This window comes from Lacticaseibacillus saniviri JCM 17471 = DSM 24301, from assembly GCF_001311785.1.
Taxonomy (GTDB): Bacteria; Bacillota; Bacilli; order Lactobacillales; family Lactobacillaceae; genus Lacticaseibacillus; species Lacticaseibacillus saniviri.
Map to the genome: position 1 here is coordinate 40591 of NZ_BBBX01000009.1, position 21080 is coordinate 61670.

Below are 21080 nucleotides of genomic sequence, written 5' to 3' on the forward strand. Positions count from 1 at the left end.
CTTAAAAATAAGTGTCAATAAATGAGTAAAATCAAATAATTATTTTGATACCCGCTTATCCCCGGCGTTGACGCGCATCGGCGGCCCGGCGCAGTGCCTGTCCGACAAAGTTAATCGACAACGAAAGGACTAACAGCACTAACGCAGCTGGCAGCCAGACCCAAGGCCGATTCGTAATGATTTCGGGATTGGTCGCGTAACCAATCAGCGTCCCTAAACTTGGCGTATTGGCAGGTAAGCCAAAGCCCAAGAAGGACAACCCGGTTTCGATCCCAATGGATGCCGCAATCGTAATGGTCAAATCGGTAATGATGATGGAACTGATATTGGGCAAGACTTCCGCGAACATGATTTTGAAATTGGATGTCCCCGATGTCTTCGATGCCATGACGTATTCACGCTTGGCTTGCGACAACACCTGCGAGCGAACCAGCCGCACAGTTGTCATCCAACTGAACGCGGTCATGATTAGAATCAGGATCACTGGACTATAGGATGGCACGATGGTGACCAGTACAATGATAATCAGAAATGATGGGAGTACCATCCAGAAATCGACAATACGCATGATGCTGCTGTCGACGCGGCCACCGTAGTAACCAGAGATGGTCCCGACAACAACACCGATGAATTCAACCAACAGCGCAACGGAAACACCGATGAACACTGAGTTCCGCGTTGCGAGAATCAGGTACTTGAATAGGTCACGGCCACCTTCATCCGTCCCTAAGATGAAACCATCTTGGCCCGGTGCCAGATAACGATTCAAAATATTAACGGATGTGACCTGATCAGCACTCACAAAGAATGAACCGATCAAGGCGCCTAAAATGATAATCAACGCAATTGCTAAGGAGACAATGGCCACTCGATCCTTCAGGAATTCGCGTAAGATCACACGAAACGCAGAGGGTGATGGCGTTGCTTCAATTTCTTCTTCAATGACTTTATTTTGCATAATCTTTCACCACCTCCACTAATCGATACGAATCCGGGGATCGACAATACTCATGATGATGTCTGAGAGCAAGTTCCCAAGAAGCGTCAAGAAACCAAACAAGAGAATCAGTGCCGTAATCACGGAGTAGTCACGACTCTGAATCGATGAGATAAACAGTTGCCCCATCCCGGGATAACCGAAGATCTGTTCAACAAAGACGGAACCACCGAGTAAGCCGGTGATTTGGTTACCCATGAACGCCGCGATTGGCAGTAATGAGTTCCGCAGAATGTGTTTGCTGAAGACCACGCGTTCCGGTACCCCTTTTGATCGGGCCGTCCGCACGAAATCTTCATTGGTATTATCAATCACACCGGAACGCAAGTATTGAATGGTGCCGGCTGTGCTGAGTAAGCCAGCCAAGATAGCGGGCAGAATCATATGTTGTAATCGGCTCAACCAGTAGGCAACGGTCCCCGGATTGACATCCAGTGAGACATAGCCCCCTGTTGGCAGCCACTGCAGGATATAACCGAAAACGGTCAATCCGAATAAGTAGAAGACAAAGCCAGGAATGGCTAAGGCGACGAAGGTCCAGAGCTGAATCGCCTTGTCCTTCCAAGTGTCTTGAAACCGCCCAGCAACCACGCCGAGTGGAATCGCGACTAAGTACATGATGATAATCGTTAATAATGAGAGCCAGAAAGTGTTGACCGCACGTTCCCCGATCAAACCGGCAACGGAACGCTTGAAACCATAACTTTGTCCCAAGTCACCATGGAACATATTGACAATCCAGTGCCAGTACTGCGTCCACCATGGGTCATTCAAGCCATATTCTTGCCGCAACTTGGCTAATTGTGCCGCCGAAGTCTGTGGTGTGATGGCCCCCGTCAATGGATCCCCCGGCATCAGCTTCGCTAAGACGAAGACCAGAATACTCAACAGAATCAGTTGGGGAATCATCAACAGGAATCGTTTAAGAATTGTTTTCCACATTAGTTGCTCCCCTCCTTACTGACTTCTTCCAAGGCAACATAGTGTGTAGGGCTGAGCTGCTTCAAATCGAGCACGCGCCCGTTAGCGCCATAGTACTTTGATTCTTCTTCAGTGAATTCCCGCTCGACTTCTTGACGATTCTTCTTATCAATTTCGCGCCGAGATGGATTCACATCAGGAATTGCTGATAAGAGACGCTTAGTGTAGATGTGTTGTGGATGTTGATAGATATCTTCACGGGTTCCAATTTCAACAAATCGGCCCCGATGCATAATCGCCATGTTCTTACACATGTGCTTCACAACACCCAAGTCATGTGAAATGAACAGATAGGAAATGCCATATTCTTCTTGAATCCGTTTCATGAAATTCAAGACCTGTGCCTGAACGGAAAGATCCAGCGCTGACACTGGTTCGTCCGCAATCACTAACTTGGGGTTAGTGGCCACAGCACGGGCGACCCCGATTCGCTGACGTTGCCCACCAGAGAATTCGTGTGGATACTTGTTCATGGCACCGGCTGGCATGCCGACAATGTCGAGCAATTCTTGGACACGGTGTTTCTCTTCATCCGTCGTGAGATTCTGGAAGTTACGAATCGGCTCCGCGATGATGTCACCGATGCGCTTGCGTGGATTCAAACTGGATAAGGAATCCTGGAAAATCATCTGCACATCTTTGTTGTAATGAATTTGCTTTCGCGTCCGCGCGTTAGTGATATCCTGCCCGTTGTACAGAATTTGGCCACTCGTGACCTTTTCCAGACCAACAATTGCCTTACCGGTGGTCGACTTCCCGGAACCTGATTCACCGATCAACCCATATGTTTCGCCGGCCTCGATATTAAAATTAATCCCATCGACAGCCAAAACCTGATCGGTGACACGGTTGAAGAAGCCGGAACGAATTGGATAATGAATTTTGAGATTCTTGATTTCAATTAAAGCCATATGTCTGCCTCCACAACTCGTTATTTCTCATCTTCAAAGTAGAAATGCTTATAACATGTGCACTGTACCAAATGCCCCGGTTCAACCTCATGCATGGTCGGTTCCGCTTCATGTTCGGAAGCGTCGATCCATGGAATTCGGGGTGCGAATCGGCAACTCTTGACCTGCATGTGCTTCAAATCTGGCACCGTGCCCTGAATCACATGCAATTCGTCATCGTCGGTGTCGGCTTGTGGCATGGAGCGCAAAAGGCTCCGCGTATAAGGATGAAGTGGATGTTCAAACACGGCCTGAACGGTCCCTTGTTCCACAATTTGACCCGCATACATCACAGCAACCCGGTCAGCGGTCTCTGCCACAACCCCGAGGTCATGGGTAATCAAAATAATGCCGGATTCAGTTTCACGTTGGATGTCTTCAAGCAGATCCAGGATTTGTGCCTGAATCGTCACATCGAGCGCGGTTGTGGGTTCATCAGCGATGATGATTGGTGGCTTACATGCGATGGCCACGGCAATCACAATCCGCTGCCGCATCCCACCAGATAATTCGTGCGGATACTGCCGTGCCACCCGCTTAGGATTTGGAATGCCCACTTGTCCTAATAACTCGAGCACGCGTTCCTCACGCTGGGAAGCCGTCATTTTGGTGTGATAGAGCAATGTTTCTTCAATCTGTTCACCAATGCGCATCAGTGGATTCAATGCGGCCAAAGGATCTTGGAAAATCATCCCAATATCATTCCCGCGGATACGGTTGTACAGCGTCTCATTTAACCCGACCAAATCGAGATCGTTATACAGAATATTACCAGTCGTGCGGGTATTCTTAGGGTTATGGAGGCCAATCACACTGGTGGCAAGCGTACTTTTACCGGAACCTGATTCACCGACAATCGCCAAGATTTCATTTTTGTTTAATGTCAAATTGATGTCGTCGAGTGCATCGTAGTAATCATCGCCCAGTCGAAAGGCTGTATGTACATGTTGAATATCGAGTAATAAGTCCTCAGCTTGTTCCAACCTAATTCCTCCTTATTGATCCGAAAATGAAAAGCGAATGAGACCAATTGTTTTTTCTAATTATATGAGTCGAAATCACATTTTGCAAGCTTTTACCATGATTCCATCACAGTATCGACAAATTTGCCTCCTCATAATGTAATCGGTTACACGATTTTGAAGACAAAATAGCGAAGACGCACGCTTGTCGTCTTCGCTTATGTAAGCCCGCAACTTGATGTAGGCCTCGATCATTAGGCGGTGTGTTCTTGAATGTAGTTCACTGCATCGCCAACAGTTAAAATGTTTTCGGCGTCTTCATCAGGAATTTCAGCGCCAAATGTGTCTTCAAGTTCAAGTACGAATTCAACAATATCAATTGAGTCCGCATCTAAGTCTGTTTTGAAATTCAAATCAGGCGTGATCTTGTCGGCACTGATCTGAAAATGATCCTGAATCAACGCTGAGATTTTATCAAAAATTTCTTGATTGCTCATGCTAATCCTCCTTGTTTAATCACGCCTTATAGCATACCGGTTTACACCCGAATTGTCTATGCTTCTTTGGTCGTTTTGGTCACCATTTCTGGATGCGCTTCAAAGTAGTCAACACCTTTTGAATGGTTTGATTGGTGACCATGTCGCGAATCTGATTAATGGCGTAATACACTGCCTTGGCATCCGCTGCACCATGTGCTTTGACAACAGGTGCCTTCAATCCGATCAATGCCGCACCACCATAGCGACTGACATCGAACTTGGTGGCTAAGCCCTTCAGATCACTCTTCAGCAGTGCCCCACCGAGTTTGGCTTTAACACCATTATCCATGATGGTGTGCTTGAGGAGGCTCAAGATGGTTCTGGCAGCCCCTTCAGTCGCCTTCAGTGTCGCATTCCCGGTAAAGCCATCCGTCACCACCACGTCGGCCACACCACTCAGTAAACTGCTTGCTTCCACGTTTCCAACGAAATTCAGATCCTTGTCGGCATCGAGTAAAGCAAATGTCTCCTGATGCAGTTTGTCACCCTTGTTGGGTTCGGTACCGTTATTCAGTAACCCGATCCGTGGTTGCTTGATATCGCGCAAATCCTGCGCGTAGAAGTTACCCATAATCGCGTACTGGAGCAATTGTTGCGCCCGATTCTCGGCATTAGCACCCACATCGAGCATCAAAAAGCCCTTATCATCAGTTGTTGGCAGTGTTGGCATCAGGCCAGGCCGATCGATCCCACGAATCCGACCGACAATGAAGAGGCCAGCGGCGAGCAAGGCACCGGTTGACCCCAGTGACAGGACGGCATCCGCTTCCTTGTTCTTGACCGCTTGCGCAGCCAGGACCATTGAGGCTTGCTTCTTGCCACGGATCGCCTTAACCGGTTCATCCGTGCTCTCCACTTTTTCTGTCGTGTGAATCAACGTCAAACGCGTGTCATCCTTGATCAATGGTTTGATTTTGTTTTCATCACCATACAAAAGAAATTCAACATCATTAAACGCATCGCGTGCTTGTTCCACACCAGCAATCACAACTTCTGGGGCGTTGTCGCCGCCCATCGCATCTACAGCAATCTTCACTTGGCGTTTCCTCCATCATCTTATTCAAGTTATCTCAGTCTATCTTTGGCACGAACCACTAGTCGAGACTACCTTGGCGTTCCCGATTCTGACTCAGGTAGTGCGCCAATCCAGCATGTTCCGGTGCACTCAAATCGGCATCCGTGGTAAAAATCTGCTTAGCTTCCTGTTGCGCAACCTCAAGAATCGTGAAATCACCCACCGGGTCACCGATTTTGAAATTCGGCATGCCGGATTGGCGATCACCGAAAATCTCACCAGAACCGCGCAACTCCAGATCTTTTTGTGCCAGCACGAAGCCATCATTGGTTTCAGTCATAATCTGCATGCGCTCGATACCGGTGTCGTTCTTAGGATTGGCCACCAGAATACAATACGCGGCCTTCTTGCCCCGACCGACACGGCCACGCAGCTGATGCAGTTGCGATAGCCCGAATCGATCGGCATCCATAATGAGCATCACCGTCGCATTCGGCACATCGACCCCGACTTCAACCACGGTGGTCGAGACCAATACTTGATAGATATTATCACTAAATGCCCGCATAATGGTATCTTTTTCGTCCGGTTTCATTTGGCCGTGCAATAAAGCGACGTTGGCTTTATCACCCAATGCCTGCTGCAGGTCCTGATAGAGCTGTTCTGCGTTTTGCAAATCAATTTTCTCTGATTCGGCAATCAATGGTGTAATCGCAAAAACCTGACTCCCCTGAGCGAGTTGTTCATTGATGCGTTGCAGCGCCAAATCCATCTGGTTCTTGCGAATCCAGGTCGTCGTGATCGGTTGCCGGCCAGCGGGTAATTCGTCGATGGTTGAAACATCCATCTCGCCATACGTGGTAATCGCAAGCGTTCGGGGAATCGGTGTTGCCGTCATCGACAAGAGATCGGGCTTTAACCCTTTCTCCTGCAGAATCCGCCGCTGATTGACCCCAAACCGGTGCTGCTCATCGATAATGACTAAGCCTAAGCTGTTGTAATTAACCGCGTCTTGAATCAGCGCGTGCGTCCCGATAATCAGGTCAATTTCACCACTAGCCAAATCTGCCAAGATATCCCGCCGCTTTTTGCCGGTGGTGGAACCCGTCAGTAACGCGACTCTGACTGGGAAATCGGCGAAGAGCTGACTGAGTTTGGCAAAATGCTGCTCGGCTAAGACTTCGGTGGGCACCATGAGGGCGGCCTGATACCGCGCCGTAATCGCCGCATACATCACAATCGCCGCCACAATGGTCTTCCCACTACCAACATCCCCTTGCAGCAACCGGTTCATGTGTTCGGGACTGCGCATATCCGCACAATTTCGTTGACGACGCGCTTTTGAGCATTCGTCAGATCAAAGGGGAGCGTCGCAATCAGTTGTCTCAGTGCTTGATTGTCATAAGGAATCATCAGCCATTCTGCGGCGCATCGGTCTGTGTCTTCAATGACTGCAGCTGCACCTGAAACAAGAAGAACTCACGAAAAATCGCCGTGCGCCGAGCCGCCTTGGCCTGCGCATCCGTCTCCGGAAAATGCATCCAGGCGACCAGCTGCTGGTCACTCAACAAGCGATAATGCGTTCGGATTGCTTCTGGAATCACATCCACAATCTGGTCACCATCAGCTTCATACGCCTGCTTGATGAGCGCAATCAGCGTCTGCTGGCGAATCGACTTGTTGACCGGATACACAGCAGCTAGGCCGGGCTCCTCTTGATTCTGTGTTGCCAGTAACTTCATCCCGGTCAGGCTGTGGCGCATGCCGTCCCATTTGCCAAAATCGCAGCCTCAACGCCCATCTCGAATTTCTCTTTGAGCCAAGGTTGGTTAAAGAAGGTCACGGCCACCACCGCGTGTTCAACTTGCAACTTGAAATTCAGGCGACTCTTGTGTGGCCCAAAACGCGTCAGTACAGCCGGCGTCACCACGGTTCCTTTCAGCGTCACCTGCTCTTGATCAGCCACTTCTTCTAGTGGCTTCACCTTGAGATCCGTGTAGCGAAAAGGAAAATAAAATAAGAGATCATTAATCGTGGCAATGCCCAAGCTATTGAGCGCCAATGCTCGTTTTCGCCAACGCCGGCTAAGGTGGCAATCGAATCCGTTAACATGGTACCCTCCTTTTGGTCATCAACACGTGACGAAACAAAATCCCCTGCCTCGAACGCTTTGCGCTTGATTGGGGGATTTTGATGACATTCACTTAATCATTATTCAACAGATACCAGATAAGGGTACACAGGTTGGTCCCCTTCATGAATTTCAACTTCTAATTCATCGTCGAGCGCTTCAACCGCTTCAGCAATGGCTTCCGCTTCAGCGTGTGTCCCATCTTCACCGACAATTAATGTGATGATTTCACTGTCATCAGTGAGCATGGCTTGAATCATATCGATGGTGGCTTGTTGACGATCGGTTTCACTGATCTTAATCTTGCCGTCGATAATCCCCATCCAGTCATCGGTGTGGATGTCCAAACCATCAATTGTGGTATCACGAATGGCTTGTGTGACAGACCCACTGACAACGTTGGTCATCGCTTCAGACATCTCAGCGACATTTTCATCCAAATCACCATCTGGGTTGTAGGATAACAGCGCGGTTAACCCTTGAGAAATTGTCTTTGTTTGACGATGCCGACTTCAACATCGGCTGCCTTAGCCGCTGCTTCAGCCGCCATCAAGATGTTACCGTTGTTAGGCAACACCACAACATTTTGGCATGGGCTTGGTTGATGGCTTCCAGAATATCATTGGTACTTGGATTCATGGTTTGGCCACCGTTTAAGACAACGGTAACGCCTAAGCTCTTGAACAAGTCACCTAAGCCTTCACCAGCCGCGATTGTGACCACACCCAGTTCAGCGAGTGGTTGATCAGCAGCAGGTTGGGCTTCTTCGCGTTCGATAATGCTCTCGTGTTGCAAGCGCATGTTATCGACCTTGATCTTCATCAATTCACCAAACTGGCTCCCATAACGGAAAACAGTTCCTGGGTGTTCTGTGTGCACATGCACCTTGACCACTTCGTCATCCGCAACAACCAGTGTGGAATCACCCAAGTCGTCCAGATAGTGACGGAATGTTTCATAGTCAAAAGGCTTGGTATTATCGCCCTTGCCCAATTCGACCATCATTTCGGTACAGTATCCATACACGATATCATCAGGATTGAGTTGTGTCTGTGCCCCTTGATGATGGACCGCATTGACCATTTCGTTCATTGCGGCTTCATCTGGTACATAAACTTCATCATCGATTTCACCGGCCAGGCCTTCACGGAAGCCTTCATAGATGAAGACTAACCCTTGGCCACCGGAATCCACAACGCCAACTTCTTTCAACACAGGCAAGAGGTCAGGTGTCTTCGCCAATGCACGGCGGGCACCCTTAACCACTGCGTTCATCACTTCAACTGCGTCGTCAGAGCTCGTAGCAGCCTTTAAGCCGGCTTTTGCCCCTTCACGTGCCACAGTCAAGATTGTCCCTTCAACGGGCTTCATCACTGCCTTATAGGCCGTCTCGACCCCGCTAGCGAATGCATCTGCAAGATCTTGCGCGCTCAGCGTCTTTTTGGGTTCAACGGACTTCGCAAAGCCCCGGAACAGTTGTGAGCTGATCACCCCAGAGTTACCTCGGGCGCCCATCAGCAAGCCTTTGCCTAAGCCCTTAGCGAGTTCACCAATTGAATCAGAATCACTTTCAAGCACGGCCTTAGCACCGGATTGGAAGGTTAAATTCATATTGGTCCCAGTATCCCCATCAGGAACGGGAAACACGTTTAAAGAGTTGACAAATTCTGCATTTTTATTAATTCTGTGGGCAGCGACTCGCACCATGTCCTGGAACTTGGCAGCCGAAATTTCTGTTACTTCCACGAAAAATCCTCCTTGGTCACACCGCAAGCGGTGGTTACACAATTAATCCCCTAAAACTTTAACGCCTTGCACGATCACTTTGACCGTGTTTGCCGTTACGCCGAGCATTGATTCTAAATTGTATTTCACCTTGTCTTGCACATTACGGCAGACTTCAGAAATCTTGGTGCCATAACCAACAACAATGTTGACCTCAATGGCGACACCGTTGTCTTCTTGACGCACCACAACGCCGCGAGCGTAGTTCTCGCGATTGAGAATATCATTTAAGTTATCACGAATTTGATTCTTGCTGGCCATACCAACAATGCCATAAATATCCGTTGCTGCACCACCTACTACTGTTGCAATCACACTGTTTGCAATATCGATGGTTCCGAGCTTGGTTTTAATCTTAACCGCCATGAGTCAATCCTCCTCATTGAGATTAGCTTACAGGTTAGTTTAGCATAGGGTTCCCGCTTTTGAAAGCAGTCCAGACCAAAATTCGGACACTGTCAAGTAAAATTACTTTGCAAAAAATCTTGCATTCACCGCGGGTCTATGATAAGTTAGTTGAGTGAAAAAATTCGCGGGTAACTGCGAGTAAGCAGGGAGGTCATATTGTGGCAAAAGATGTTATTACTGGCCGTCACACGACATTTGGTAACAAGCGTTCACACGCTTTGAACTCCAGCCGTCGTTCATGGAAGCCAAATTTGCAAAAAGTTCGCATTTTAGTTGATGGTAAGCCAAAGCGCGTATGGGTTTCAGCTCGCGCACTTAAATCAGGTAAAGTGACCCGGGTCTAACTCCGGTGAATCAGCGTCGCCCTCGGGTGGACGCTTTTTGTGCCTACATAAAAAAGGAATGCCGACAAAACCAAGGGTCTGTCGGCATTCCTTTTTTCAGTTAATTATCTTGGGTTTGCCCCACGCGATCTTTGGAGTAGATCAAGGCAATGATGCCCCGATTGACACTCACCGTCACGGGGTGATCGCCTAGAAACTCGTTTGAGGCGAAACTATAGGGATAATCACTGCTCCAATCAGTCAATGGATACTTGGCGCCCCGGATCGTCAATGCTTGCGTCGCCCCCAATGCCACGACACCCAGATAGCGATACGCCGCATCTGGCTGCAGCTGACGCGTCCCATCAGCTAAGAACAGCACATGGTTCTGGCGATCGAGATACTCCAGCTTAGCCAAGTACGGGGCAAACCGCGGTTGCGTTGGCAATAATAGGTTGGACAAAAAGTGATCCATGCGCCCACCGCTAATGCCTAACACGCGGACCGATTCGGCATGATAGTCGTGAAACGTCAGCCACAAGGCGAGTTCCGTGTCCGTATCATCCTTTTCAGGCTTGGCGTAATGGCGATCGCTCACCGCTTCTTCCACGCGTTGTAATTCCGCAGGCGTCAGTGAATCAAAATCACCGACCACAAATAAAGGCCGAATGCCCGTGTCAATCAGATGCAGTGCACCGCGATCGACCCCGACCCATTCACCCGGCAAGTGCTGCCAATCAGGTGGCAATTGGGCGACAGGACCGCCCACCAAGACATTGACCGTTTGCATTACGCCAGTTCCTTTAATGTAGCAATCTGAGCGGCCGGATCAGCGGCTTGATAGACGTATGAACCAGCCACGGCGATATCGGCCCCCGCTTTAGCGACAACTTCAATCGTTTGGTCACTCACGCCACCATCAACTTCAATCTTGAAATCGAGACCAGTAGCGGCCCGCATTTCTGCCAAATCCGCCACCTTGTCGGCCATTTCAGGTAAGAACTTTGGCCACCGAAACCTGGATTAACCGTCATAACCAGCACCTGATCAACGATTGGCAAAATGGGTTCAATTAAGCTCACAGGCGTCCCTGGGTTGATGACAACCCCGGCTTTGACCTGGTGACTGCGAATCAATTGCATCGCCCGATGAATGTGTGGGGTTGCTTCAACGTGCACCAACATCGTGTCGGCCCCCGCTTTGGCAAAGGCTGGAATCCACATTTCGGGATCACTGACCATCAAGTGCACATCGAGTGGCAGGCTGGTTACAGGGCGAATTGCCTCAACCATGCTGGGGCCAAACGTCAGGTTAGGTACAAAGTGCCCATCCATGACGTCAACGTGTAAGAGATCAGCGCCGCCCTTTTCAACGACCTGAATATCTCGTTCCAAATTAGCAAAATCCGCGCTCAAAATTGAAGGTGCAATTTTCATGAGTTTCCCAACTTCTTTTATTTCTTTGAATAGACTGGTCGAATGCCCGCGAGTTCTTCACGGAACTGCAGGTAATTGGCGTAACGACTCTCCATAATTGTGCCGTCTTCAACCCCGGCCTTCACCGCACAAGCGGGTTCCTTAACATGTTGGCAACCGCGGAACTACATTGATCCGCAACGGCAACAAAATCAGGAAAGCGATCGCGCAAATCATCCAGCGTGACGTCTAACAAGCCGAGCGACGAGAAGCCTGGTGTATCAGCGACCAAGCCACCATCTGTTGCATACAGTGAGGTCATCCGCGTGGTGTGTTTCCCACGATTCAATGACTTACTGATGGCACCGGTTTCGATATCCAAACCGGGAATCAAATGATTGATCAAGGTCGACTTACCCGCCCCCGTTTGGCCGGTAAAAATCGTCAGCTTGTCCGCAAAGCTAGCGCTGACCTGAGCCAGAATTTCTGGTTGAAAGGCGGCCGGATCAATGAAGACAGGATAATCCATCGCCTGGTAACCCGCCAGATCCTTTGCCAGCGCCTGATACTCGTTCGAACTCAGCAAATCGGTCTTGGTCAGATAGATTTCGGCATGAATCTGTTTGCCTTCCAGATAAACCAAGAAGCGATCGAGCAGATTGAGTGAGAAATCAGGTTCTTTAGCCGAAACGACCAAAATAGCTTGATCGATGTTAGCGACTGGTGGCCGAACCAAGCTATTCATGCGCGGTAAGACCTTAATCAGGTAACCTTCGTCATTGTCACCAGCACCCGGAATAAATTCGACAAAGTCACCCACCAGTGGGCTGATCTTCTTTTGCCGCAAATTGCCGCGGCCCCGGGTCCGATAAACCGTCCCATCGACTTCAATATCATAATAGCCGCTGAGTAATTGAATCACGCGGCCTGTTTTTGTTGCTTCTGTCATTGCTTCACCTCTCCCGACATAATCTCGACACCGTCACGAACAATCCGGTAGTGCGCACTTTCTGAGCCGACAACGGTAAAGTTCATCGTGACATCGGTATCTTCGGTGATCGACAGTGTCCGATACACCTTATCCAAACTGTGCTGACTATCGGCAATGTAAACCTGAATTTGATTTGGCACAGGTTTCACGCTGCTGGAACTGGACTCAGTGGCCGAGTCGCTATCGCCAGCCGAGTCAGACGTTGACGATGCTGAGCTGCTTTCAGAACTTACTGCTTGATACGGTACCGAAATGGTTTTACTCAGCTGTTTGACTTGGGTAGCGGGGTCTTTCCCCTTGGACATCACCACAGTCAGTGTATCACCTTTACTCAACATCGCCCCTGCTTCAGGATTTTGGCGAATCAATGTGCCTTCAGCGATGTCATCTGAATATTCATTTTCAACATTCAAATTGAGTTCGAGCTCATTGGCGTAATCACGCACACTCTTTTCGTTATAGCCGCTCAAATCACGCAGTGCAAACCGCTTAGGCCCACTCGATACGGTGAATGTGATTGTGGTCTGTTTAGCGATGACTTGCTTATCGCTATCAATATCCTGACTCATAATCTGACCGATGGGTTGCGAGTTGCTCGACGCGAGTTCTTTTTTACAGTGAAACCACGTTTTTCGAGCATCGCTGCCACATCGCTGTAACTGCGCCCCGTATAGTCCGCAATCTGGTAGAGCTTTGGGCCCTTACTGATGACGACATCGATGGTGGCATCCGTTTTGACCTTACTGTTGGCCGCGGGATGCGAGCGAATAATGCGATCTTCAGAAATCGTGTCCGAATAAGCATGAGTCACTGATCCCAGCGACAATCGTTGACTGGTCAGCGTGGTTTTGGCCTGAGCCTGCGTCATGCCACGCAGATCAGGCACCGCTGTCTTACTCCCGCCACTGGCCAATGCCGCACCAACACCGATCAGGGCGATGACAGCGATAACGGCTGCCACAATCCACGGCCACTTCTTGGGCTTCTTACTCGGTTTCTTCGCCGGTTTATCCGCTTCTGGCTGTTGCGCCAGCTTGGGCGGCGTCGATAGCTGTGGGAGCACCTTGGTCTCATCCAAGTTTTCTCCCGCAGTCGGAACAAACCGGACTTCTTTTGCCCGCGACTTGCTCAGCGATGTCTTGAGATCCGCTGCCATCGCTTCCACACTGGTGTAGCGTTCGTTAGGATCTTTGGCCGTCGCCTTTAAGACCACATTCTCCAGTGCTTGCGGAATGCGTGGATCGAAGTCGCGCACAAATGGCATCTGTTCTTGGAAGTGTTTGAGCGCAATCGAGACTGCTGATTCACCTTCAAAGGGGACGGAGCCTGTCAACAGCTCAAACAATGATCCCCAACGCGTAGATATCACTTTGACGCGTCGGCATGCTACCGCGAGCCTGTTCAGGTGATAAGTAATGGACCGACCCCAACATGGAGTTGGTCTGCGTCATCGCGGTATCAGAGAGTGCCACCGCAATCCCAAAGTCCGTGATTTTGACGGTTCCATCCTGGTCAACCAAGATGTTTTGTGGCTTCAAATCGCGATGAATAATATGGTGCTCGTGCGCGAGCGCCATTGCTGACAGGATTTGCTCCATAATCGTAATCACTTGCTGATATGGAATCGGGAAGTGCTCCACGATGTATTTCTTGAGGTCTGTGCCCTGCACATACTCCATGACCAAGTATTGCTGGCCATGACTTTCACCGACATCATAAATACTCACAATGTTTGGGTGAACCAATTGGATGGTCGCCATCGCTTCACGTTTGAAGCGGCGAACCGTGTCAGGATCGTTTTGTAAGTCGAGACGTAACACCTTCACGGCAACATCGCGGTCCAAAATCAGATCATGCGCCAAATAAACATTTGCCATGCCACCTTCGCCCAAGGTTTTGAGCAGTCGATAGCGTTCATTGAGCGTCACACCTGGTTCAATCATTCGGCTGCCCCCCTTCCTGGTGAACGATGAGCGCAGTGATATTATCCAGGCCGCCAGCCGCATTGGCCATGTCGATCAGCGCCTCGGCCTTTGATTGAAGCGGTTGGTCGGTCGCCAAAACCGCACTGATTTCCGCATCGCTCACCATGTTGGTCAAGCCGTCAGAACACAAGAGTAGCGCATCATCCGCGTCAAAATCATAGATTGTGACATCGGCATCCACATTGCTGCTGACCCCAAGCGAGCGCGTGATGACATTCTTTTGAGGAAAGCGTTCCGCTTCTTCAGCCGTGAGTTCACCGTTCTTCACCAGCTCGTTGACCAAGCTGTGGTCCTCGGTAATCTGCATCAACCGGCGATTGCGGTACAAATAAGCCCGCGAATCACCAATATTAGCCACCAAGAAACGCGTGCCGCTGATTAGGACCGCCACGATAGTGGTCCCCATGCCAGACAAGTCTTCGTATTGCTGTGACTTCTCCAGAATGCGCTCATTTTCTTGTTGTAGCTCGTAGATCAGCCATTTGACGACGGCTTCAATTTCGGTGGCCTGCGTCTTTTCAAACGCGTAGCCGATATGGGACACGGCCATTTCACTGGCGACGTCGCCACCACGATGGCCGCCCATCCCATCAGCCACTAACGCGAGTGTGGCACCCTGTTGATTGGTGAACACACCAACATAATCCTGATTATTGAGTCTTTTGCCGACATCGGTTTGATATGCGATTTCCATAGGCTTGCCTCACTCGATTCGTTCTAAGCACGCGATGAAGAACCCATCAGTGCCGTAATCGTCTGGGTAAATTTGCAATGCAGGTGCGTTATGCGCTTGCGTGACGGGTGCTAACGTGTTGACCGTCACCTGTTTGAAATTGGGATGGGTCGCTAAAAAACGCTTCGACCGTATCCTGATTTTCTTCTTGAACAATGGTGCAAGTGCTATAGGTTAAGCGACCACCGATTTTTAACGTTGGTGCCACGGCATCCAAAATAGCCACTTGGATGTTGTGTAGATTGCCCAAATCCTCAGGTTGCTTTTGATATTTGATTTCTGGTTTGCGTCGAATCAATCCTAAGCCAGAACATGGCGCATCGACCAGAATTTTATCAAAGCTATCTGGCGCAAATGTATCCGCCACTTGTCGTGCATCCATCGCCTGCGCACTGACGCGATTCGCGAGTTTGAGGCGTGCAGCATTTTGCATGATTAACTTGACCTTGTGTGGATGTAAATCTAACGCCGTCACGTGACCGCCCTGAGCGGGATCGATAAACTCCGCAATGTGCGTTGTCTTCCCCCCTGGTGCAGCACAGGCATCGAGCACCTGATCACTCGGCTGAACATCCAGACTCGGCGCCACTAACATCGAGCTTTCATCCTGCATGGTGTATTCCCCCGTGGCAAATTGTGGTGTGCCGGCTAAGTGACCACCAGGCGCAATCAAGCCCACCGGTGTTAAGGGACTGACAGCCAAGTCTTCAAAATCCGCAGCGAGTTCATGTTGAAGGACGTCGCGTATGGTCTGTGTGGTATTGACGCGCAGTGAGGCGTGTGCCGGTTGATTGATTTCATCCAAAATGAGCCGCGTTTTGGTCTCACCTAATTGATCAATGAGCTTCTCAATGATCCAGGTTGGTGTGCTACTCATGATGCTGAGCCGTTCAATCGGATCAGCAATTGTCTCAGGATCAGGAATGCCCTTGCGCTCAATCGCGCGCAACACTGCCGTCACCAGCTTGGCGATACCCACATGGCCCCGCTTCTTGGCAATCTCGGTTGTCTCAAAGAAATCGCGCGGTTAGGTACCTTATCCAGATACACCATCTGATAAACCGCCGTCCGCAACAAAACCTTGACCCAGAGATTGAGTTTTTGTCACCGATGAATGGTTCGAGATCGAAATCGAGCGTCATGCGATGTTGAATCACACCGTAGACGATGTTGGTTAATAACGCGGCATCGCGGCCCGAAAGATTGTGTTGTTTCAACATGGCGTCGAGCGCCAAGTTAGAGTAATCGCCCTGTTCAACGCGCGCTAACAGCGTCACAGCCAGGTCGCGTGGATTATTTGATTTCATCAGTAATCACCTGTTGGCCGGCTTCTAATTGCTTGCCCGCGCCATTGAGAAATGCCTTGATCGGTTGCTTGGCCTTGCCAGCCGGCTGAAGCTCGTTCACAGCAAACACGGTACCTTCACCCGCCGCAATTAACAGTTGATTCTTGTCAATGGCAACAATCTGGCCAGGTTCGAGCGTGGTTGTCTGTTCCATTGGGATGATGTCCCACAGCTTGGTCCGCTGTTGATTAAAGAAGACATAACCGCCGACATCTGGCCGCAAGCCCCGGACCCAATTGTCCAGTTGATTTGCCGTCAGGTGGATATCCAGATGTTCTTGTTCCTTAGTGATATTAGGCGAGAACGTCACCAGATCAGGATCTTGTGGTGTCTTCACGCGCTGCCATCAATAATGCTTGGCAGTGTATCGAGCAAGAGATCGCGCCCAATCAGACTCAACTGTTCAAACACAGAACCGGTATCGTCTTGGCGAGTCAATGGTAAGGTGGCGCTGGCATACATATCACCGGCATCCATTGCCTTGACCATTTCCATAATCGTGATCCCCGTTTCCGCATCACCATTGATGATACTGTACTGAATCGGCGCACCACCGCGGTACTTAGGCAGCAAGGAACCGTGGACATTGATGGCCGCAATTTGGCCGCTTCCAGAACCGGGTAGGCAAGAACTGGCCGTACGCTGCCGTGACAATCAAATCTGGGGCCAGCGCAATCGCTTGATCCAATTCAGGTGACCCACTCAATTTTTCAGGTTGTAACACTAATAGATTGTGTTTAACCGCTGCCTCTTTGACAGGGGTTTGTTGTAGCACTTGCTTGCGCCCAACCTTGCGATCAGGTTGCGTGATGACCGCCAGAATCTTGTAGCCGGCTTGCAGTAAGCCCTCAAGAATTGGCACGCTAAATGCTGGTGTTCCCATAAAATAATACTTGGCATAGTTTCCTCCTGTGACACGGTTAGATAAACGATTGTGGCTCACGATCAAAGGCAATTGTGAAGCCTTGCCGCGCACTTTTTTGGGTCTCATCCCGCATCAAGTGCAACATTTCGAGCAACCGATCTTCGTGTTTATACTTCAAGACAATTTGATAATAGTAACGATTTTTGAGACGGGCAATGGCGCCGGGGTGTCGGGCCCAACATGATGGCAGACCCCAGTGCACCCTGCAATTGCTTGCCCAAACTAAAGGCAGCCTTTGCGGCCTGATTCGCATCCTCATGACTCACTGTGACCTTCACCGTGTAATAATACGGCGGGTAGTCACCTTGATGGCGCAGCTGCATCTCTTGGCGATAAAAGCCCTCATAATCATGCATCCGCGCAAACTGAATCGCGTAATGATCAGGATTATACGTTTGGACAATCACATGTCCCGGCTTGTCCGCGCGGCCGGCACGGCCACTGACTTGCGTGAGCAACTGGAATGTCCGTTCACTGGCCCGAAAATCGGGTAAACCAAGCGCGGTATCAGCATTGATGACACCGACCAAGGTAACGTTAGGAAAATCCAATCCCTTAGCAATCATCTGGGTGCCCAGCAGAATATCGGCTTTTTGTTCGCCGAACTGCTTGAGCATCCGCGCATGTGCGCCCTTCTTCTTGGTGGTATCCACATCCATTCGCAAAACGCGCGCTTGGGGCAGATACTGGGCTAATTGTTCCTCAATCTTCTGGGTCCCGGTGCCATAGTAGCGAATCTTCTTGCTACCGCAGTTAGGGCAGACATTGGGAATCGGTTCTTCGTGGCCACAATAATGGCACTTTAAGGTGTGGCTATCCATGTGCAGCGTCAGTGAAATGTCACAGTTCGGACACGTCTTGACGAAGCCACACTCCCGACACATGACAAACGAGGAGTACCCCCGCCGATTGAGCAATAGAACACTCTGCTCGTGACGCTCGAGTCTCATCTGTAGCGCATCGAGCAGTTCCTTAGAAAAATCACCCTGAATCGATTCCACCGCTTGGCGCATGTCAATGATGTGCACATCGGGCAGTGGTTGCTGGTTGATGCGCTCTGGCAGTGACAACAAGGTGTAGACCCCTTTTTGCGCGCGAGCACGTGACTCTAGCGACGGTGTTGCTGACCCCAAGACCACAGGTGCCTGGTGCGTCCGAGCCCGATGCAAGAGCACATCGCGAGCGTGATAGCGGGGATTGTCCTCTTGCTTATAGCTGGTTTCGTGCTCTTCATCCATAATCAATAGGCCAATGTTTTCCAGCGGTGCAAACACGGCCGACCGCGCACCCACAACAATGGACGCTTCCTTGCGTTCGATGCGTCGCCATTCGTCGTATTTTTCCCCGTCGGACAGGCCCGAATGCAATACGGCAACGGCCGCACCGAACCGACCGCGCACGCGATTCACCATCTGTGGCGTCAATGCAATTTCAGGCACCAACATGAGCGCTGTCTTGCCGGCGCGCAACGCCTCTGCCATCAGTTGCAAATAGACTTCCGTTTTTCCTGATCCCGTCACCCCTTCAAGTAGAAATGGGGTTGGACTGGCTGCGTGAATCGCGGCAGACACGCTTGCAACCACCTTTGCCTGCGAGTCAGTCAATGTGAGCGGTTGTGTCAGCGCCTGATTGGCCATTTCGGGGTAAGGATCACGATAAATCTCGCGTTGTTCAAAGGCCAACCAGCCCTTCTCCTGGGCTGCATTGAGCTGCGGGCGGGAGAAGCGCTTGTTGATTGACGTCAACTTGGGGCTGTCCGCATCATCTTGCCATTGCATCAATGCTTCGAGCAATTCGCGTTGCTTAACCGCATTTTTCTTCACGGTTGCGAGCGCGGCTTGATAGGCTGGGCGATTGAGCAGCGGCTTAATCAGCGTTTTCTTTTTTACTTTTTGGTTCTTCTTTAGGCGATACTCGGTGGTGACCCAACCCGCTTGTTGCCATTGCATCAGCTGGCCCATCACCGCAAGATCTGTAATCTGGTCAAACAGCAAGCCTGATTGGTCCCCAAACATGGCGTCCACGGCCTCGTTATGCACGATGGGAACAATGATTTTTCCATATTGGCCTTGAGCATGGCCGGCAACATGGTATTGATACACGTGATCCAAAAGGCAAATGTGGAGGCGGCCAACCATTTGGAGAGGGCCAACAGTTCTTGATTCATCACCGGTGCCAAATCGATGACCGCTTTAATCGATTTGAGTTCACCGGCAAAATCGGCGGCATCGGCGAGATCGACGACCATACCGACCACCTCGCGACTGCCCTTACCGAAGTTTACAACCACCCGCATACCGGGCTGCACCGCTTGAACCAGTGCCTCTGGAACCAAATAATCGTAAGGCTGATCTGTCTGCATTGTCGGCACATCAACGATTACTTTGGCAATCACTGCCATTTAATCACCTCGAGCTTCTAGTTCCTGTTCAATCATCATCAAAATTTGTGCTGCAATTGCCGTCTTTGTCGCTAGTTCAAGTGGTTGTGGTTCCTGGTCTGGCCGCAACAGGGTCACCGCATTGGTTTCCGCGTTGAATCCTGTTGTCGCCTGTCCCACTTGATTAGCCACAATCATATCGGCATGCTTTTTGTGTAATTTTTGCGTCGCATAATGCAATAAATCCTGCGTTTCGGCCGCAAAGCCAACCAAGAATTGATGAGTTTTGGCTGCACCCAACTGCGCCAGAATGTCTGGATTCTGTTCCAACTGCAGGGTCAATTGCATCTCGCTATCTTGCTTTTTAATTTGTTGTCAGCAACCGCCTGCGGGCGAAAATCTGCGACGGCCGCAGCCATCACAACGATGTCCGCATCCGCATAATGTGCCGTCATGGCATCCGCCATTTCGGCAGCACTGCTGACTGCAACGACATCGATACCCGGTAGCACCGGTTGATGTGCTGTCGTGACCAATGTGACTTGCGCCCCGGCAGCGAGCGCAACATTAGCCAGTGCCGTGCCCATCTTACCCGATGAGTCATTAGTTAAGTAGCGCACGGGATCCAAACGTTCACGTGTCCCACCGGCTGAGATGAGCACGTGGCGACCCGCTAAGAACGGGTGCTCTGGCGTTGCCTCGATAAACCGCTGAATGATATCAGGTTCCGGCATGCGGCCCTTGCCGACATAGCCCTCTGCTAGGAAGCCAGTCGCCGGTTGTAAAATATGCACCCCAAACGCGGTCAGTGTGGTCAAATTGTGCTGTGTTGCCGGGTTGGCCCACATCTGATCATTCATGGCTGGCACCACAAACAACGGGCCGTGAAATGTCAATAGCGTTGTGCTGACCACATTATCAGCGATACCATTGGCCATTTTGGCAATGGTGTTAGCCGTGGCTGGCACCACCACCGCGATGTCTGCCCACTTGGCGAGTTCCACGTGTGCCACATGTTCGGGTGCCGTGAATTCACTGCCATCCGTTAAGACGGGATGCTTGGTCAAAATTGCCAAGGTATCCGGCGTCACAAATGCGTGGCTGCCTGCGTCATGGCGACGCGCACCGTGTGTCCTGATTTGATTAGACCACGAACCAACAGTGGCACCTTATATGCGGCAATACCACCTGTCACAAAGAGTGCAATATTTTAT

At 50.3% G+C, this 21080-nt stretch carries 10 protein-coding genes and 9 pseudogenes; 1 reads left to right on the plus strand and 18 read right to left on the minus strand.

Going from position 1 to position 21080, the window contains the following annotated elements:
• Positions 1-55: 55 nt before the first annotated feature.
• The 9 genes and pseudogenes from JCM17471_RS06045 to JCM17471_RS06085 all read right to left on the minus strand — a co-directional run bounded on the left by JCM17471_RS06045 (position 56) and on the right by JCM17471_RS06085 (position 9726).
• Positions 56-958, minus strand: coding sequence for an ABC transporter permease (locus tag JCM17471_RS06045; RefSeq protein WP_054777207.1), 903 nt, complete (start codon positions 956-958; stop codon positions 56-58).
• An 18-nt stretch (positions 959-976) separates the two neighbouring features.
• The gene (opp4B, locus tag JCM17471_RS06050) at positions 977-1939 is read right to left on the minus strand and encodes an oligopeptide ABC transporter permease (RefSeq protein ID WP_054777208.1); all 963 of its coding nucleotides are present in this window, start codon (positions 1937-1939) and stop codon (positions 977-979) included.
• Positions 1939-2889: an ABC transporter ATP-binding protein gene (locus JCM17471_RS06055; RefSeq protein ID WP_054777209.1), complete on the minus strand. Its 951-nt coding sequence runs from the start codon at positions 2887-2889 to the stop codon at positions 1939-1941. Before JCM17471_RS06055 ends, opp4B begins: the two co-directional genes overlap by 1 nt.
• Positions 2890-2909: 20 nt before the next feature.
• Entirely contained in the window at positions 2910-3911 is a 1002-nt protein-coding gene (locus tag JCM17471_RS06060; protein WP_054777210.1) for an ABC transporter ATP-binding protein, read from the minus strand.
• A gap of 233 nt (positions 3912-4144) precedes the next feature.
• The gene (acpP, locus tag JCM17471_RS06065) at positions 4145-4387 is read right to left on the minus strand and encodes an acyl carrier protein (protein ID WP_054777211.1); all 243 of its coding nucleotides are present in this window, start codon (positions 4385-4387) and stop codon (positions 4145-4147) included.
• 79 nt (positions 4388-4466) lie between these two features.
• Positions 4467-5465: a phosphate acyltransferase PlsX gene (gene plsX, locus JCM17471_RS06070; RefSeq protein WP_082395238.1), complete on the minus strand. Its 999-nt coding sequence runs from the start codon at positions 5463-5465 to the stop codon at positions 4467-4469.
• A gap of 58 nt (positions 5466-5523) precedes the next feature.
• Positions 5524-7556: pseudogene (gene recG / locus JCM17471_RS06075) on the minus strand (ATP-dependent DNA helicase RecG).
• 99 nt (positions 7557-7655) lie between these two features.
• A pseudogene (locus tag JCM17471_RS06080) lies at positions 7656-9321 on the minus strand (DAK2 domain-containing protein).
• Between the two features lie 42 nt (positions 9322-9363).
• Complete coding sequence (locus JCM17471_RS06085) at positions 9364-9726, minus strand: Asp23/Gls24 family envelope stress response protein (RefSeq protein WP_054777212.1); 363 nt, start codon at positions 9724-9726, stop codon at positions 9364-9366.
• A 200-nt stretch (positions 9727-9926) separates the two neighbouring features.
• On the opposite strand from JCM17471_RS06085, the gene rpmB reads away from it, so the two are divergent.
• The gene (rpmB, locus tag JCM17471_RS06090) at positions 9927-10112 is read left to right on the plus strand and encodes a 50S ribosomal protein L28 (protein WP_054777213.1); all 186 of its coding nucleotides are present in this window, start codon (positions 9927-9929) and stop codon (positions 10110-10112) included.
• 100 nt (positions 10113-10212) lie between these two features.
• Here the strand turns inward: rpmB and JCM17471_RS06095 are convergent, their stop codons facing one another.
• The 9 genes and pseudogenes from JCM17471_RS06095 to coaBC form a co-directional block, all read right to left on the minus strand.
• On the minus strand, positions 10213-10881 hold the full coding sequence (locus JCM17471_RS06095; protein WP_054777214.1) for a thiamine diphosphokinase: 669 nt from the start codon (positions 10879-10881) through the stop codon (positions 10213-10215).
• A pseudogene (gene rpe / locus JCM17471_RS06100) lies at positions 10881-11527 on the minus strand (ribulose-phosphate 3-epimerase). Before rpe ends, JCM17471_RS06095 begins: the two are co-directional and overlap by 1 nt.
• Before the next feature lie 17 nt (positions 11528-11544).
• Positions 11545-12455 (minus strand): annotated as a pseudogene (gene rsgA / locus JCM17471_RS06105) (ribosome small subunit-dependent GTPase A).
• Positions 12452-14440, minus strand: a pseudogene (gene pknB / locus JCM17471_RS06110) (Stk1 family PASTA domain-containing Ser/Thr kinase). The pseudogenes rsgA and pknB overlap by 4 nt, the downstream one beginning before the upstream one ends.
• Positions 14433-15176, minus strand: a complete 744-nt coding sequence (locus JCM17471_RS06115) for a Stp1/IreP family PP2C-type Ser/Thr phosphatase (protein ID WP_054777215.1) — start codon at positions 15174-15176, stop codon at positions 14433-14435. The pseudogene pknB and the gene JCM17471_RS06115 overlap by 8 nt, the downstream one beginning before the upstream one ends.
• 9 nt (positions 15177-15185) lie before the next feature.
• Positions 15186-16522 (minus strand): annotated as a pseudogene (rsmB, locus tag JCM17471_RS06120) (16S rRNA (cytosine(967)-C(5))-methyltransferase RsmB).
• Positions 16509-17444 (minus strand): annotated as a pseudogene (gene fmt / locus JCM17471_RS06130) (methionyl-tRNA formyltransferase). Before fmt ends, rsmB begins: the two co-directional pseudogenes overlap by 14 nt.
• Positions 17445-17481: 37 nt before the next feature.
• Positions 17482-19887: pseudogene (gene priA, locus JCM17471_RS06135) on the minus strand (primosomal protein N').
• A pseudogene (coaBC, locus tag JCM17471_RS06145) lies at positions 19888-21073 on the minus strand (bifunctional phosphopantothenoylcysteine decarboxylase/phosphopantothenate--cysteine ligase CoaBC). It lies immediately after the preceding pseudogene.
• Between the last annotated feature and the right edge of the window lie 7 nt (positions 21074-21080).